General features: G+C 67.9%; 15 protein-coding genes. 10 read left to right on the top strand and 5 right to left on the bottom strand.

Annotated features, from left to right (window positions below):
• Positions 1-195: 195 nt before the first annotated feature.
• A complete protein-coding gene (locus AC1VNM_RS03220) occupies positions 196-516 on the top strand; it encodes a FeoA family protein (protein ID WP_483105835.1) in 321 nt (106 codons plus the stop codon).
• Positions 509-2,371 carry a ferrous iron transporter B gene (gene feoB, locus AC1VNM_RS03215; protein ID WP_483105834.1) on the top strand — a complete coding sequence of 621 codons (1,863 nt, stop codon included), beginning with the start codon at positions 509-511 and terminating at the stop codon, positions 2,369-2,371. The genes AC1VNM_RS03220 and feoB overlap by 8 nt, the downstream gene beginning before the upstream one ends.
• Positions 2,372-2,377: 6 nt before the next feature.
• On the opposite strand, the gene AC1VNM_RS03210 is transcribed toward feoB, so the two are convergent.
• Complete coding sequence (locus AC1VNM_RS03210; RefSeq protein WP_483105833.1) at positions 2,378-2,932, bottom strand: DUF6036 family nucleotidyltransferase; 555 nt, start codon at positions 2,930-2,932, stop codon at positions 2,378-2,380.
• Positions 2,929-3,681, bottom strand: coding sequence for a helix-turn-helix transcriptional regulator (locus AC1VNM_RS03205; RefSeq protein ID WP_483105832.1), 753 nt, complete (start codon positions 3,679-3,681; stop codon positions 2,929-2,931). The genes AC1VNM_RS03210 and AC1VNM_RS03205 overlap by 4 nt, the downstream gene beginning before the upstream one ends.
• 136 nt (positions 3,682-3,817) lie before the next feature.
• Here AC1VNM_RS03205 and AC1VNM_RS03200 point away from each other — a divergent pair, with 136 nt between their 5' ends.
• Both AC1VNM_RS03200 and AC1VNM_RS03195 read left to right on the top strand, forming a co-directional pair.
• Entirely contained in the window at positions 3,818-5,665 is a 1,848-nt protein-coding gene (locus AC1VNM_RS03200) for a DUF885 domain-containing protein (protein ID WP_483105831.1), read from the top strand.
• Positions 5,662-5,931, top strand: a complete 270-nt coding sequence (locus AC1VNM_RS03195) for a SlyX family protein (protein WP_377155862.1) — start codon at positions 5,662-5,664, stop codon at positions 5,929-5,931. Before AC1VNM_RS03200 ends, AC1VNM_RS03195 begins: the two co-directional genes overlap by 4 nt.
• A 184-nt stretch (positions 5,932-6,115) precedes the next feature.
• Here AC1VNM_RS03195 and AC1VNM_RS03190 read toward each other — a convergent pair whose 3' ends face one another.
• Entirely contained in the window at positions 6,116-6,826 is a 711-nt protein-coding gene (locus AC1VNM_RS03190; RefSeq protein ID WP_431102705.1) for a glutathione S-transferase N-terminal domain-containing protein, read from the bottom strand.
• 100 nt (positions 6,827-6,926) lie between these two features.
• Positions 6,927-7,607 carry a signal peptidase I gene (gene lepB / locus AC1VNM_RS03185; RefSeq protein ID WP_377155864.1) on the bottom strand — a complete coding sequence of 227 codons (681 nt, stop codon included), beginning with the start codon at positions 7,605-7,607 and terminating at the stop codon, positions 6,927-6,929.
• Positions 7,608-7,875: 268 nt separating this feature from the next.
• Here lepB and AC1VNM_RS03180 point away from each other — a divergent pair, with 268 nt between their 5' ends.
• The 3 genes from AC1VNM_RS03180 (at position 7,876) to AC1VNM_RS03170 (ending at position 11,454) form a co-directional block, all read left to right on the top strand.
• Entirely contained in the window at positions 7,876-8,256 is a 381-nt protein-coding gene (locus tag AC1VNM_RS03180; protein ID WP_483105830.1) for a DUF2946 family protein, read from the top strand.
• A 120-nt stretch (positions 8,257-8,376) separates the two neighbouring features.
• A complete protein-coding gene (locus tag AC1VNM_RS03175) occupies positions 8,377-10,563 on the top strand; it encodes a TonB-dependent receptor (protein ID WP_483105829.1) in 2,187 nt (728 codons plus the stop codon).
• 339 nt (positions 10,564-10,902) lie between these two features.
• Complete coding sequence (locus tag AC1VNM_RS03170) at positions 10,903-11,454, top strand: class I SAM-dependent methyltransferase (RefSeq protein ID WP_377155869.1); 552 nt, start codon at positions 10,903-10,905, stop codon at positions 11,452-11,454.
• Between the two features lie 139 nt (positions 11,455-11,593).
• On the opposite strand, the gene AC1VNM_RS03165 is transcribed toward AC1VNM_RS03170, so the two are convergent.
• On the bottom strand, positions 11,594-12,643 hold the full coding sequence (locus tag AC1VNM_RS03165; RefSeq protein ID WP_483105828.1) for an SRPBCC family protein: 1,050 nt from the start codon (positions 12,641-12,643) through the stop codon (positions 11,594-11,596).
• Between the two features lie 106 nt (positions 12,644-12,749).
• Here AC1VNM_RS03165 and AC1VNM_RS03160 point away from each other — a divergent pair, with 106 nt between their 5' ends.
• The 3 genes from AC1VNM_RS03160 to AC1VNM_RS03150 all read left to right on the top strand — a co-directional run bounded on the left by AC1VNM_RS03160 (position 12,750) and on the right by AC1VNM_RS03150 (position 15,156).
• Positions 12,750-13,250: a MarR family winged helix-turn-helix transcriptional regulator gene (locus AC1VNM_RS03160; RefSeq protein ID WP_483105827.1), complete on the top strand. Its 501-nt coding sequence runs from the start codon at positions 12,750-12,752 to the stop codon at positions 13,248-13,250.
• A gap of 149 nt (positions 13,251-13,399) precedes the next feature.
• The gene (locus tag AC1VNM_RS03155) at positions 13,400-14,383 is read left to right on the top strand and encodes an alpha/beta fold hydrolase (RefSeq protein WP_431102699.1); all 984 of its coding nucleotides are present in this window, start codon (positions 13,400-13,402) and stop codon (positions 14,381-14,383) included.
• A gap of 179 nt (positions 14,384-14,562) precedes the next feature.
• Positions 14,563-15,156: a GNAT family N-acetyltransferase gene (locus tag AC1VNM_RS03150; RefSeq protein WP_377155877.1), complete on the top strand. Its 594-nt coding sequence runs from the start codon at positions 14,563-14,565 to the stop codon at positions 15,154-15,156.
• Positions 15,157-15,170 lie beyond the last annotated feature (14 nt).

The following is a 15,170-nucleotide window of genomic DNA, read 5'->3' as shown; positions in this document are numbered from 1 at the left end:
TGACTTCGGGCGAGGCGACGTCGCCTCGTCTCGCTGCGTTCGCACCCTTTCGAGGGACCGCGTTTTGGGCGAATCGCAGTGCGCCCTCGGGTTGACCGAACCCTCACCCCCGTTCGGCGAGAGAAGTTGAGAATCACTATCATTTAGAATCTTTCGCTTCGCAAGCCCGCAGGCTCCTCCCGAGATCCCTACGACATGAGCGCCGTTCTCCAAGTCCCCACCCTCGCGCAGGCCACCATCGGTCAGGCGCACCGCGTCAAGGCGCTGCAGGCACCGGCGCATGCGCCGGAATGGAAACAGATGCTGGAGGAACTGGGCTTCGTCGCCGGCGAGCACGTCGCCGTGCTGGCCCGCGCCATGCCCGGCGCGGACCCGCTCGTCGTGCGCATCGGGCAGTCGACCTTCGCGCTGCGCCGTGCGGAAGCGGAATGCGTGGAGCTCGAAGGCGCCGCGCCCGGCGGCCTGACGGCGGCGGTCAACGCAAGCGCGGACCAGGCGGGAGCCGCCCATGCGTGAGTCCATCGTTCACATCCACCCGGCCGGGCCGCTGCTGGCGTTGGTCGGCAATCCGAACTGCGGCAAGACCGCCCTGTTCAACCGCCTGACCGGCAGCCGGCAGAAGGTCGCCAACTACGCCGGCGTGACCGTGGAGCGCAAGGAAGGCCGCCTCAAGACCGCCGCCGGCAAGCTGCTGCGCGTGCTGGACCTGCCGGGCACCTATTCGCTGTATCCGCGCTCGCCGGACGAGCGCGTCACCGTCGACGTGCTGGCCGGCCGCGCGCAGGGCGAGAAACGCCCCGACCTGATCGTCTGCGTGCTGGACGCGACCAATCTGCGTCGCAACCTGCGCCTGTTCCTGTCGGTGCAACGGCAGGGCCTGCCCTGCGTGGTCGCGCTGAACATGGCCGACCTGGCGCAGCGCCGCGGCATCGTGGTCGACACGCAGAAGCTCAGCACGCTGCTCGGCGTGCCGGTGATCCGCACCGTGGCCACCGACGGCGAAGGCATCGACGACCTGCGCGCGGTGCTGGACGAGCCGGAGCGCTGGCGCACCGAGTCCGTCACCGCCGAGGGCGAGGACACCGCGCGCATCAACCACATCCTGAAGGAGCTGGGCCTCGACGCGCTGCAGGGCGAGCTGCCCAGCGACAAGGTCGACCGCTTCGTGCTGCATCCGGTGCTGGGACCGATCCTGCTGGCGGTGCTGCTGTTCTTCCTGTTCCAGGCGGTGTTCGCGTGGGCCGAGGCGCCGATGGGTTGGATCGAGGCCGGCACCGCCTGGCTCGGCGCGCAGGCCGGCGCGCTGCTGCCCGAAGGCCACCTGCGCAGTCTGGTCGTGGACGGCCTGATCGCAGGGGTCGGCGGCGTGCTGGTGTTCCTGCCGCAGATCCTGATCCTGTTCTTCTTCATCCTGCTGCTGGAAGAGTCCGGCTACCTGCCGCGCGCGGCCTTCCTGCTGGACCGGCTGATGGGCTCGGTGGGCCTGTCGGGCCGCAGCTTCATCCCGCTGCTGTCGAGCTTCGCCTGCGCGATCCCCGGGATCATGGCGACGCGCTCGATCGCGAATCCGCGCGACCGGCTCGTCACCATCCTGATCGCGCCGCTGATGACCTGCTCGGCGCGGCTGCCGGTGTACGCGCTGCTGATCGGTGCCTTCATCCCGCAGCGCGAGCTGTGGGGCGGCATTGAGCTGCAGGGGCTGGTGCTGTTCGTCCTGTACTTCGCCGGGATCATCGCGGCGATGGCCGTGGCCTGGCTGCTGAAGCGCTTCACCGACGCGGGCCGCCAGGTGCGCCCGCTGATGATGGAGCTGCCCAGCTACCACTGGCCGCATGCGCGCAACGTCGCGATCGGGCTGCTGCAGCGCGCGGAGATCTTCATCAAGCGCGTGGGCGGCATCATCCTGGCGCTGACGTTGCTGCTGTGGGTGCTGTCGACCTTCCCCGGCGCGCCCGAAGGCGCGACCGGCCCGGCGATCGAGTACAGCTTCGCCGGCTACCTGGGCCGCGGGCTGGCGACGATCTTCGAGCCGATCGGCTTCAACTGGCAGATCAGCCTGGCGCTGGTGCCGGGCATGGCGGCGCGCGAGATCGCGGTCAGTGCGCTGGGCACGGTGTATTCGCTGTCGGCCACCGGCGACGAGGCCGCGCAGGCGCTGACGCCGCTGATCGCCTCGACCTGGGGCCTGCCGACGGCGTTCTCGCTGCTGGCCTGGTTCGTCTTCGCGCCGCAGTGCCTGTCGACGATCGCGGCGGTCAAGCGCGAGACCGGCGGCTACAAGATCCCGGCCGTCATGCTCGCCTACCTGTTCGTACTGGCCTACGTCGCCTCCTGGCTGACGTTCCACATCAGCCGGTGGTTGCTGACCTGAGGTCGTCTACTCGACAGCCGCATCCTTCGCCCATCGACGGATTCGAGCCAGGAGCGACCTCGCTGTAAGTCCGAATTCGGGCCTCGACTCGACGTCCATCAAGGGAACTTTCTGGATGGCCTCTTCCGCGGTGAGGTACTTGTGTTGAAGCAATGCGATACAGAACGCGCGGTCCTTGTCGCGCCCGGCCGCAGCCTTGGCCAGGAAGAGATCCAGCACGTCGAGGCAATAGCCCGCATAGCCTGACGTGTTTTCGTTCTGGATCTTGTTGACCCTGGTTTTCCAATCTCCGGGAAGAAGGGCGACCTCCGGGTCGATGCCTTCGGCGTAATAGCCGTTCTTGTTGTGGAAGTCGGAGAACTCCCCGATGGCGCCCTCGATCTTGGCCGCAAGCTCTGGCGCCGCAAGCGGATAGACATCGGCCTCCATGGAAGCAGTGAACACGGCCGCCGGATTCGGATCGGCACCGAGGATCGCCTGGCTGCCGAAGATCATGATGTCGTACTGATCCGTGATCGCCGCGCTTGCGCGGATGATGTGTTCAAGCTGCTCGCGCGTCATGGCTGCTTGGGCCCTCGTGCTGACCTGCCGACAATGCGGACTTCTTCGACAGCAGGCGCCTGCTGCTCGTTGAGCCGGCCCACCGTTTCCGAGACTGGACTCTGGAATTGCAACCCATTCTTGAGTTCTGCCATCTGGTTGAGGACGCGCTGCCTGGTCTGCTCCGGCACCAATGCGCCGAGCGGCGACGTCTGGCGCAATTGCTGGGCGAGCGCTGTCTTGGCAAGCACCTTGCTCCACGCCTTGGACTCCACAATCTTGAGCCACTCCCGCCAAAGGGGAAATGACCTCGATGCGGGATTCGTCCTCATCCACTGCATCAGCGTTTCACGAGCGAGTTGGACCAGTTCCGGCTTCTTGCGCAACAGACGCACCGCCTCTTCATGCAGAGAGAGGCTCAAGAGATCCTGGAGCCGATGCTTGGCGGGGTCGGTGGATATCTCGAGCTTCACCGGCGTCGGCAGCAGCCGTGAGCGGGCCGCAGCGGACCCTGGTGTGACAGGGGCGAACGTGTCTCCCGCAAGCATCGCGATTTCCTGGTTGACGCCCAGGACAGTCATGACGGACAGGTAGATCCCGATCGACGTCCTGGGGTCGCCAGACTCCACGGCGCGCAGCGTCATGCGGCTGACGCCCACCTTCGCCGCCATCTCCAGCGCCGTCATCCCGCGCGCAATGCGCAAAGCCCGCAGCCGCTCACCCAGCTGAAGGAGGAGATGACGGTTCAGTACGGTGTGGTCGGCGCTCATATGGCAAACATACTAGACAATTTATAGGTAAATGGCCAATATGCTTGCCATCCGATCAGGGGCGAAGAAATTTGCTCCCCTTTGCTTTTGGCATGCTGTCCCGACGGTTCGCGCAAAGCTATGCTCGCGCCCCATGATGAATCGCCCCACCCGTCACACCCTCTCTGCGCTGGCCGTGGCCGCGCTGTCCAGCTTCGGCGCGCTGTCCGCCGGCATCGCCTCCGCCGCCGACGCGCCCCAGCCGACGCGCGGTGTCATCAAGCTCGCGCCGGACCAGACCCTGGACGCCGACACGCGCTTCCAGCGCCTGGCCAACGACTACATCGAGGCGCTCTGGCGCCTGGACCCGGACGCGGCCATCGGCGCCGGCCGCTATGAGTTCGCCGCGGAGCTGCCCGCGCCCGACCGCACGATGCGCGCCCGCTCGCTGAGCTTCACGACCGACTGGCTCAAGCGCTTCGAGGCCGTCGATGCGAAGACGCTGAGCGCGGCCTCGCGCACCGACCTCGGGCAACTGCTCAACAAGCTGCGCAGCGACCGCTTCCAGCTGACCGAGCTGCGCGAGTACGAGTGGAATCCGTCCTTCCTCAACATCGCCGGCCCGATCGACTACATCCTCGCGACGGACTACGCGCCGCTGCCGGTGCGGCTGAAGACGATCTCGGCGCGACTGGCGCAGGTGCCGGCGTATTACCGCGCGGGCGCCGCGCTGCTGAAGCAGCCGACGCTGGAGCACACGCAGCTCGCGATCGACCAGGCGCCGGGCGTGCTGAGCGTGCTCGATGAAGTGGCCAAGGCCGCGCAAGGCCCAGACGCCGCCTCGTTGACCGACGCGGAGCGCAAGCAGCTGGCCGATCGCATCGCGGGCGCGAAGGCTGCCGTCGAGGGCTATCGCGCGCAGCTCAAGCAGTTGCTGGCCGACGGCAAGGCCAGCGGCAAGGCGCGCAGCTTCCGCCTGGGCAAGGCGCTCTACGAGCAGAAGTTCGGCTACGACATCCAGTCGGCGCATTCGGCCGAGCAGATGTACCAGCGCGCGTTGGCGGCGCGCGAGACGCTGCTGAAGCAGATGGCGCAGATCTCCGACCAGCTGTGGACGCAGACGATGGGCGACGCGCCCAAGCCGGAGGACCGCTTCGCCCGCATCGGCGCGGTGATCGGCAAGCTGAGCGAGCAGCACGTCAAGCGCGAGGACTTCGTCCAGGAGATCCGCGCGCAGATCCCGCAGCTGGAACGCTGGATCACCGACCACGACCTGCTGACGCAGGACGCGAGCAAGCCGCTGATCGTGCGCGAGACGCCGGTCTACCAGCGCGGCGTGGCCGGCGCCGGCATCGAGGCGCCCGGCCCCTACCGGCCGCAGGACCGCACCTACTACAACGTGACGCCGCTGGACGACCTGACGCCCGAGCAGGCGGAGAGCTCGCTGCGCGAGTACAACCGCTGGATCCTGCAGATCCTCAACATCCACGAGGCGGTGCCGGGCCACTACACGCAGCTGGTGCATGCGAACAAGTCGCCGTCGCTGGTGAAGACGCTGTTCGGCAACGGCGCGATGGTCGAAGGCTGGGCGGTCTACGGCGAGCGGATGATGCTGGAGTCCGGCTACGGCGGGAATGCGCCGGAGATGTGGCTGATGTGGGGCAAGTGGAACCTGCGCAGCGTCACCAACACGATCCTGGACTACAACGTGCACGTGCTGGGCATGACCGAGGCGCAGGCGCTGGACCTGCTGCAGCGTCAGGCCTTCCAGACCGAGCGCGAGGCGCGCGAGAAATGGCGCCGCGTGCAGCTGACCTCGGTGCAGCTGACGAGCTACTTCAGCGGCTACAGCGACATCATGGAATTGCGCGATCAGCGCAGGGTGGCAATGGGCAAGGACTTCAAGCTGAAGGACTTCCACGAGCAGTTCCTGAGCTACGGGAACGCGCCGGTGTCGGTGATCGCGGACCTGATGTCGCAGCCGGTCGCGAAGGCGGCGCCATGAGCGGGAGTCAGGGCGAGACCGGCAACACCGACGGCAGCGATGCGACGGCGCCGGAGGTCCGCATCCTCGAGGCCCGCGTCACGGAGCTGGAAATCAAGGCCAGCTTCGCCGAGGACCTCGTCGACCACCTGAACGCGCAGGTCGCGAAACAGCAGGAGCAGATCGACGCGCTGGTGCGCGAGGTCATGCAGTTGCGCCGGCAGGTGCCGGAAGGCCGCGGTGACGGCACCGGCGGATTGCGGGACGAGTTGCCGCCGCATTACTGAGTGAGGCCGCGGGCCCTCACCCCTGCCCTCTCCCGCAAGCGGGAGAAGGAGCAAGAATGATGGTGGTATGGCTCTCCTTTCCGCTTGCGGAAAAGACGCAGGAAGGGCGCCGGTCGGACTCCCTCTCCCGCTTGCGGGAGAGGGTGGGGGTGAGGGCCAGCAGCGGTGGAAGTACTGAGCCTTTTCAGGCCGCCGGGCGCGCCGGGATGTTCAGCCCGCGCTTGACGGCATCGCGCGCCAGGAAGGCCTCCAGCACGCGCTGGACGTTCTTGAACTCGCTGAAGCCGACCAGGTCGCCCGCGCCGTAGAAGCCCACCAGGTTGTTGACCCAGGGCCAGATGGCGATGTCGGCGATCGTGTACTCGTCGCCCATGATCCAGCCGCGGCCGGTCAGGCGCTGTTCGAGCACGCCCAGCAGGCGCTTCGATTCGTTTAGGTAGCGGTCACGCGGACGCTTGTCTTCGAAGTCCTTGCCGGCGAATTTGTGGAAGAAGCCGACCTGGCCGAACATCGGCCCGATGCCGCCCATCTGGAACATCACCCACTGCAGCGTCTCGTAGCGGCGTGCCGGGTCTTGCGGGATCAGCTTGCCGGTCTTCTCGGCAAGGTAGACCAGGATCGCGCCGGACTCGAACAGCGGCAGCGGCTCGCCGCCGGGGCCGTCGGGATCGATGATCGCGGGGATCTTGTTGTTCGGGTTCAGCGACAGGAACTCGGGCGTGAGCTGGTCGTCGGTCTGGAAGCTAACCAGGTGCGGCTCGTAGGCCAGGCCCAGTTCCTCGAGCGCGATCGACACCTTCACGCCGTTGGGCGTCGGCAGCGAGTACAGCTGCAGGCGTTCGGGGTGCTGCGCGGGCCACTTCTTGGTGATGGGAAAACTGGACAGGTCCGTCATGAAAGTTCCGTCTGGATGTTGTGAAGGCTGGATGGACGGACCATTCTCTTCGGCGCCCGAGAGACCTTGCGCGCGACGGGTCAATGCGATCCGTGTCTGCTCAACGCAGCGGCGCCGCGAACCGGTCCCAGCGCGGCGCCCAGTGCCCGGTGATGTCGGCCGAGACCAGCACGCGGTGCGCCTGCCCGATGATCAGCCGCCGCGGCACGAGGCCGATGAAGCGCGAGTCCTCGCTGTTGTCGCGGTTGTCGCCCATCATGAAGAACTGGTCGGCCGGCACGACGATCGGGCCGTAGTCGCGCCGCGCGCGAACCTCGGGCAGGAACTGCACGACGCGGCGCTGGCCGCCCCAGTGCTCGACCGCGCGCACGCCGCGGACCTCGACGCCGGGCGCGAGCGCCTCGGCCACCTCCTCCACCGGCGCGTAGTCCGCCGGTTGCCCATTGAGGATGAGCCGGTCCGCGCGCAGCTCGACGGTATCGCCGGGCACCGCGACGATGCGCTTGATCAGCCGCGTGCCGTCGCGCGGCGAGCCGAAGGTGACGACGTCGCCCCGCTGCGGCTCGCCGACGCGGCGCAGCGAGATGTCGGTCAGCGGCAGCTTCCAGTCGTAGGCGACGCGCTCGACGAAAACGACGTCGCCTTCGAGGATCGTCGGCCGCATCGAGCCGCTGGGCACCGGATTCCAGTCCGCGATCGCGGTGCGGAAGAACAGGAAGCCGGCGAGGAACAGCAGGAAGCTGCGGTTCTCGCGGAACCAGACGGCGACGGGGATCTTCATGGCAACACTCCAGGGTCGGGCGACGATGCGCCAGTGTGTCCAGCACCCGGGCCCCATGGCGATCGCGTGCGGCGATTGGCGGGAATCCGCGCCTGAGTGGCGGCATGCCCGGCGTCTGCCCGGCATTCACCGGCGGCTTGCCCGCTCTTCGCCTGCTCTTCGCCCGCTCTTCGCCTGCATTCGCCCACAGTTCGCCCCCGGCATGACGACAGCTTCGCGACAGCCTGACGTTCGGCCGGACGCCTCGCGACCCTCATAATTCCGCGCCATGCGCAAGCACCTCCTGCACTTGCTGCTCCCGCTGTTCATGCTGCTGTCGCAGCAGGGCGCGGTGTGGCACGGCATCGGTCACCTGACCGGTGCGCGGGGGCATGCGCCCGCAGGGTCCGTCCTGGCGCACGCGCCCACGACGACCACCGCGCAGGACGGGCACGACGACGTCGCCCACGCCGATCCGGACGATCTGTCCACCGATCAGCTGTGCGAGGTCTGCCTGGCCTTCGACGATCTGGCCGCGTCGGCCCGCGCCGAAGCCCCGGTGCTCGCACTGGCCGAGGCCGTCCACGTCCAGGCGGCCGCCGTCGAGCGCGCCACGCGCTCGCTGCCCGCGCCGCCGCCGCGCAGCCGCGGTCCGCCGCTGGCGATCTGAGCTCGACCTCCTGACCGCAACGCCGTCCGCCCGCGCCTGAACGCTTCGTCGAAGCCTTCGGCGCCCGGGCCTCGATGGCCGGCCTGCGTTCGACCGATTTCAGATTTCCAGAGTCTCACCATGACCCATCCTCCTCTGCGCGTGCTCGCGCTGTCCCTGTCGCTCGCCTATCCGCTGCTGCACGCGCTGCCGGCACGCGCCGACGACACCGCCACCACCACCTCCTCCGCCGTCGCGACCAGCACCGTCGAAGCGCCCACCGCCGCCGGCGGCACGCCGCTGCCCACGGTCCAGGTCCAGGGCGCGCGCAGCCGCCTCGACGCGGCGCGCAACGGCCTGTCGCCCGACACCGGCAGCACGATCTACAAGTTCGACAAGAACGACATCGCCCGCCTGCCGCAAGGCGACGACACGCCGCTGAACCAGGTGCTGCTGCAGACGCCAGGCGTCGTGCAGGATTCCTACGGCGGCCTGCACGTGCGCGGCGACCACGCCAACCTGCAGTACCGCATCAACGGCGTCGTCATCCCCGAGGCCATCAGCGGCTTCGGCCAGACGCTGGAGACGCGCTTCGCCGACAGCATCAGCCTGCTGACCGGCGCGCTGCCGGCGCAATACGGCTACCGGACCGCCGGCATCGTCGACATCACGACCAAGGGCGTCGGCGACGACGACAAGCCCTTCGCCGGCAGCGCCGGCATCACGCTGGGCACGCAGCGCTCGCGCGAACTCGACCTGTCGGTGCACGGCACGCAGGGCCGGCTGAGCTACGAGTTCAGCGGCTCCTTCCTCGGCAACGACCTGGGCATCGAGAATCCGACGCCGTCGCGGGACGCGCTGCACGACCGCACGCACCAGGGCAAGGGCTTCGGCCTCGTCTCCTACCTGCTCGACGACGACAGCCGCATCACCGCGATGGCCGGCGTCACCGACAACCGCTTCCAGATCCCGAACTCGCCGGGGCAGTCGACCGCCTTCACGCTCGACGGCACGCCGGACAAGGACTCGAGCACGCTGGACGCGCACCAGCGCGAGCGCAACCGCTTCGCCGTCGTCAGCTACCAGAGCGTGATCGGCAGCGACGTCGACTACCAGGTCTCGCTGTTCCACCGCTACACCGACGTCCACTACTCGCCGGACCAGACCGGCGACCTGCAGTACCTGGGCGTCGCCGCCAACATCCTGCGCCGCAACGAGGCCAACGGCGTGCAGGCCGATGCCAGCTGGCGACTCGACAGCGCGCACACGATCCGCACCGGCCTCTTCGCGCAGCGCGAGCACGCCAGCACGGTCAACGACGCGCTGGTCTTCCCGGCCGACGACGACGGCAACCAGACCAGCGGCACGCCGGTCAGCATCGCCGACAGCGGCCGGCTGAGCGGCCACCTGTGGGGCGCCTACCTGCAGGACGAATGGAAGCTGGATCGCACGCTGACGCTGAACTACGGCGCGCGTTACGACGAGGTCGACACGGTCACGAAGGAGCACCAGTTGAGCCCGCGCATCGGCCTCGTCTGGGACGCGGCGCCGACGGTGCGCCTGCATGCGGGCTACGCGCGCTACTTCACGCCGCCGCCGACCGAGAAGATCGACACCACCTCGGTGGCGGCCTTCGCCGGAACGACCAATGCGTTGCCGACCGACGCGGACACGGCGGTGCGTTCGGAGCGCTCGAACTACTACGACGCCGGCGCGGCCTGGCAGGTCACGCCCAAGCTGACCTTGGGCATCGATGGCTACTACCGCGCGGTGCAGCACCTGCAGGACGAGGGCCAGTTCGGCAACGCGCTGATCTATTCGGCCTTCAACTATGCGAAGGGCCGCATCTACGGCGTCGACCTGTCGGCCAGCTACAAGGAGAAGACCTGGTCCGCCTACGCCAACCTCGGCACGACGCACGCCCGCGCGCAGCAGGTCGAGACGGGGCAGTTCAACTTCGAGCAGGACGAGCTGGACTTCATCGCCAACCACTGGGTGCACCTGGACCACGAGCAGAAGCTGAGCGCCTCGACGGGCGTCAACGTGCGGCTCGACGACGGCTACGCGGTCGGCGCGAGCGCGCTGTTCGGCAGCGGCCTGCGCAACGGTTTCGCCAACACGACGCACCTGCCGTCGTACACCAGCGTCAACGCCGACGTGAGCAAGAAGTTCGACCTCGGCGGCGGCGGTCCGGTGGAAGCGCGGCTGTCGGTGCTCAACCTCTTCGACAAGGGCTACCAACTGCGTGACGGTTCTGGCATCGGCGTCGGCGCGCCGCAGTACGGCCAGCGTCGCACGGTCTACGTCAGCCTGACGAAGGAGTTCTGACACGCCGGCAGCGGCATCGCCGTGCGTCGTCCTGTCGCCTGTATCGGGCGACGGTGGGACAGCGCACGGCGAAGGCGATCGGCTCGCGGTAGGCTGCGACGCATGAGTGCCGAGCCGACCGCCCCACCGCCCCGCCCTGACGCCGAATCGCTCGCTGCCTCGCAGCCGGAGGCGCCGGGGCCCCTTGGAGCGAATGCCGAGCGTGCGGAGGCGATTGAGCGGAAAGGGGCCCCGGCGCCTCCGGCTGACGCTCAGTCCGCGCCTGCCGACGTCCCCTCGCCCACCGACGTCTGGGACCGCCGCTACGCCGCGCAGCCGCTGAGTCGCGACGAAGCCTGGTTGAGCAACTGGCAGCACCGCCTGCCCGGGGTGCGCCGCGCGCTGGACATCGGCTGCGGCGACGGCTGGGAGACGGCTGCGTTGCTGGAGCTGGGCGTCGACGTCACCGGCATCGACATCTCCGCCGAGGCGCTCGCGCGCTGCCGGCAGCAGTCGCCGCGGGCGCGGCACGTGCTGGCCGACGTGCGCGCGATGCCGATGCTGGCCGACGGCGAATTCGATCTGGCGGTGGCGCAGCTGTCGCTGCACTACTTCGACCGCGACGACACGCGCCGCGCGCTGTGCGAGATCGCCCGCGTGCTCGCGCCGGGCGGCCGGCTGATCGGTTGCGTCAACGCCGAGGACGACTGGCACTACGGTGCGCCGGACGACGCGTCGTCCTGGGCGCTGACGGTCGTCGACGGCGTCGCCAAGCAGTTCTTCACCCGCGAGAAGATCGAGGACGCGCTCGCCGCGTGCTTCGACATCGAACACCTCGATAAACGCACGCTGAGCCGTTACGGCAAGCCGAAGTCGGTGTGGGAATTTTTCTGCACGCGCAAGGCGGAGTGAGCGGGGGCCGCGCGCCCTCGCCGTCCGCGTCGCGCGGCTTCAGCCCTTGTAGAGCCGGAAGTACTGCAACTTCATCGAGCCCTGGTTGGTGCAGCCGCTGATGGCGACCGTCACCGTCGTTCCCCTGACGACAGGACGCTCACGCCTCGCTCCGGCGCTTGTACAGCACCAGCAGGCCGTCAACGAAATCGCGCCCCAGGAAGTCGGCGACCGGCACGGCGTAGATGTTGACGCTCGACGTGACGCGATAGTGGGCCTCGATGTCCAGCCGCGTGTGGACCGCATCGATGGGCGTCAGCGTGAACCGTGTTTCGCCGAGATCGAAGTAGCGTCCGCCGATGACGACGTGATCGTCCATCGTGCCGGGCGGAAAGGAGTCCGGCGAGAACTCGTAGCGCCACGCGATCCGGCGTCCCTCGACGCGCTCGGTGACTCGGCCGAGGAAATGGACGCCCCGCTCCCAGCGCGACTCGCGGACTTCACCCTGCGGCGTCGCATGGTTGACGCCTTCGACGGGACGCGGCACCCCGATGAGGTGGATCCAGGTGCGCGGAAACTCCTCTCGTCGGATGTCCCGCGCCGCGACGATCTCGGACCAGAGACGTTCCGGCGTCGCCTCGACGACCACGGAACGATCGATGCGCTGCCACTGCTCGACGGTCAATGGTCCTTCGACGATGGTGAACAGCAGCGGCAACGTCGCCAGCACCCCCACCTGCAGGTTTCCGATGCGCGTGGTTCGCAGGACAACGTTCATCACCACGCCGCCGACCGACGCCAGCGCCAGGAACAGAGGCGACAGGATCACGACGCAGATGGCGCCCTCGAGGAGCGTCAGCATCGCGCCGATCATCATCAACCCCGTCGCGCCCCAAGGCGCGAAGACCGCCTGCGTCCAGGTCGGGCCTGGGCGGCCAGGCTCTGCCCGCATCAGGTACACCGTGATCGCTCCGAGTACCAACGGCGTCATCAGGACAAAGCCCGTGCTCATGACGAGGCTGGTCTGTTCAGCAATGCCCAACCAGGACGACGCTTCGCGCAGCCCGCCGAACACGACGCGCATCAGCAAGCCATATGCCGCGCCTGCCAGCACCGGTGTCCAGGCCCTCATTCCGCGGCGGCGAGGTTCAGCCGTCACCGCCGGAATGGCCCTTTCGTCTTCACTTCGTGGGGTGTCCTTCTCGTTCATGTTCCCGTCCCTGTTTTGCGGCGCATTCTGCCCACATCCGCGCGCGTCCCCCGACTTTTCAATTTTTCGCTTGCAATTCATTCGCACACTAATTAAAGTTCATCCCATGGCACGCACCACCACCCCCAAGCAGCAGAAGGCGACCGGCACAGCCGCCAACGCCAGCGCCGTCTGCCCGCCGCTGGAGATCGATCAACAACTCTGCTTCGCGATCTACTCGACGATGCTGGGGATGAACAAGGTCTACCGCGAACTGCTGAAGGACCTGGAGCTGACCTACCCCCAGTACCTCGTGATGCTGGTGCTGTGGGAACGCGACGGCCTCACCGTCGGCGAGATCGCCGACCGGGTGTTCCTCGACTCCCCCACCGTGACCCCGCTGTTGAAGCGGCTGGAGACCGCGGGCCTGGTCAGCCGCGACCGCTCGCCGCAGGACGAGCGCCATGTGCTGATCACGCTGACCACCGCCGGCCGCGCGCTGCGCAAACGCTCGACGCATCTGCCGCAGTGCATCGTCGACGCCTCGGACTCCGACCTGTCCGAACTGATCGAACTCCGCGATCGTCTGCTCGTGTTGCGCGAACGGATGGCCCGCAAGGCCGGTTGAGCGCCGACCGACGAACTCGAACACCGCTTTCCCGCACCATTTACTTCGCACACTAACAATTAGCAAGCAATTCGAATCCCTGACACCTGATCCCGCAGCACCAACCCACCTTTCCACCCCCTCTCACCCCACCCAAGAAGGAGCCCACCATGAACGCCATCGCCACCCTCGCCCGCCAATCGCGTCGTCAACTGCTGGTCCTGTCGACGCTGGCCGTCGCCGCCGCCGGCGCGATCGCCACGCCGGCCCTCGCCGCCGACGCCAAGTCCTCGCCGGCGCCGGTCGTCAGCGCGCAGCCCTCGGGCTCCTACATCACGACCAAGGACGGCGTGCAGCTCTACTACAAGGACTGGGGTCCGAAGAACGGCCAGCCCATCGTGTTCAGCCACGGCTGGCCGCTGAACTCGGACAGCTGGGAATCGCAGATGATCTTCCTGGCCGACCAGGGCTACCGCGTGATCGCCCATGACCGCCGCGGCCATGGCCGCTCCAGCCAGCCCTGGGACGGCAACGACATGGACCACTACGCCGACGACCTGGCCACCGTCATCGAGACGCTGAACCTGAAGAACGCCGTGCTGGTCGGCTTCTCCACCGGCGGCGGCGAAGTCGCCCGCTACATCGGCCGTCACGGCACCTCGCGCGTGGCCAAGGCCGTGCTGGTCTCGGCCGTGCCGCCGATCATGGTCAAGTCCGACAAAAACCCCGGCGGCCTGCCCATCGCGGTCTTCGACGGCATCCGCAAGGCCCAGCTCGACAACCGGTCGCAGCTCTACAAGGACATCCCCGCCGGCCCGTTCTACGGCTTCAACCGTCCCGGCGCCAAGGTCTCGCAGGGCCTGATCGACAACTGGTGGTTCCAGGGCATGCAAGGCGGCCACAAGAACACCTACGACTCGATCAAGGCGTTCTCTGAAACCGACTTCACCGAGGACCTGAAGAAGTTCGACAAGCCCACGCTGATCATCCACGGCGACGACGACCAGATCGTGCCGATCGACGCCGCGGGCCGCGCCTCGGCCAAACTGATCAAGGGCTCGGTGCTGAAGGTCTACGCAGGCGCCCCCCACGGCCTGACCGACACCCACAAGGATCGCGTCAACGCCGATCTGCTGGCCTTCATCCGCCAGTAACGCCCTGCAACTCCGGGGCCCCGGCCGCCTTCCATGGGGGCCGGGCGACCGGGTAGCAAGACCCGTCCCCCACCTTCGGGGGAAGTCAGACGCGGGGTTTCGCCAGTCGCTTCGTTTGGTACGCTTGGTGATCTTTCCGATGGCCGGCGTTTCGACGCGCCGGCGCGTGGACCCCGCCGATGCCGACCCCCCTCCCGCCCTCTTCTTCGCTGCCGAATGTCCGCGTGTTCGAACTCCAGGCCAGCGATGAGGACCTGCTCCAACGGTTCTACGAACGGAATCCGCTGTACTTCGAGCAGGTGAACGGCGCCCCCCCCCGTCCCGACGAAGCCCGCGAGGAAATCCGCGACCTGCCGCCCGAGGGCTGGAGTTTCAGTGCCAAACGGTTGCTGGGCTACGCCGACGACGCAGGCGAACTGGTCGCGATGGCCTCGATGGTCTCGGACCTGATGGCACCCCGGGTGTGGCTGGTGGGACTGTTCATCGTCGCCACGTCCCTGCACGGCTCGCCGGCCGCGCGCGAGATCTACGGGGAACTGGAGCGCTGGATGCAGCGCAACGGGGCTCAGTGGGTGCGGCTGGGGGTGGTCGTCGGCAACCAGCGCGCGGAGCGCTTCTGGGAACGCCAGGGCTTCACCGAGGTCCGCCGTCGCGACGGGCTCACGATGGGACAACGCGTCAACGAGCTGCGTGTGATGGTCAAGCCGCTGGCCGGCGGCCGGATCGACGACTACCTGGCACTGGTCCCCCGCGACCGACCCGGGGAACCCTGATCAGCCTCCCCCGC

Source organism: Mitsuaria sp. MSU3D (assembly GCF_056867975.1).
Note: the sequence above shows the minus strand (reverse complement) of the source record. Positions and strands in the feature narration are given on the sequence as shown.

Coding starts and splice junctions, on each gene's coding strand:
- AC1VNM_RS03195 (WP_377155862.1), top strand. CDS start 5,662: ATGAGCGGGAGTCAGGGCGAGACCGGCAACACCGACGGCAGCGATGCG.
- AC1VNM_RS03220 (WP_483105835.1), top strand. CDS start 196: ATGAGCGCCGTTCTCCAAGTCCCCACCCTCGCGCAGGCCACCATCGGT.
- AC1VNM_RS03175 (WP_483105829.1), top strand. CDS start 8,377: ATGACCCATCCTCCTCTGCGCGTGCTCGCGCTGTCCCTGTCGCTCGCC.
- AC1VNM_RS03160 (WP_483105827.1), top strand. CDS start 12,750: ATGGCACGCACCACCACCCCCAAGCAGCAGAAGGCGACCGGCACAGCC.
- lepB (WP_377155864.1), bottom strand. CDS start 7,607: ATGAAGATCCCCGTCGCCGTCTGGTTCCGCGAGAACCGCAGCTTCCTG.
- AC1VNM_RS03165 (WP_483105828.1), bottom strand. CDS start 12,643: ATGAACGAGAAGGACACCCCACGAAGTGAAGACGAAAGGGCCATTCCG.
- AC1VNM_RS03155 (WP_431102699.1), top strand. CDS start 13,400: ATGAACGCCATCGCCACCCTCGCCCGCCAATCGCGTCGTCAACTGCTG.
- feoB (WP_483105834.1), top strand. CDS start 509: ATGCGTGAGTCCATCGTTCACATCCACCCGGCCGGGCCGCTGCTGGCG.
- AC1VNM_RS03180 (WP_483105830.1), top strand. CDS start 7,876: ATGCGCAAGCACCTCCTGCACTTGCTGCTCCCGCTGTTCATGCTGCTG.
- AC1VNM_RS03190 (WP_431102705.1), bottom strand. CDS start 6,826: ATGACGGACCTGTCCAGTTTTCCCATCACCAAGAAGTGGCCCGCGCAG.
- AC1VNM_RS03210 (WP_483105833.1), bottom strand. CDS start 2,932: ATGACGCGCGAGCAGCTTGAACACATCATCCGCGCAAGCGCGGCGATC.
- AC1VNM_RS03205 (WP_483105832.1), bottom strand. CDS start 3,681: ATGAGCGCCGACCACACCGTACTGAACCGTCATCTCCTCCTTCAGCTG.
- AC1VNM_RS03150 (WP_377155877.1), top strand. CDS start 14,563: ATGCCGACCCCCCTCCCGCCCTCTTCTTCGCTGCCGAATGTCCGCGTG.
- AC1VNM_RS03200 (WP_483105831.1), top strand. CDS start 3,818: ATGAATCGCCCCACCCGTCACACCCTCTCTGCGCTGGCCGTGGCCGCG.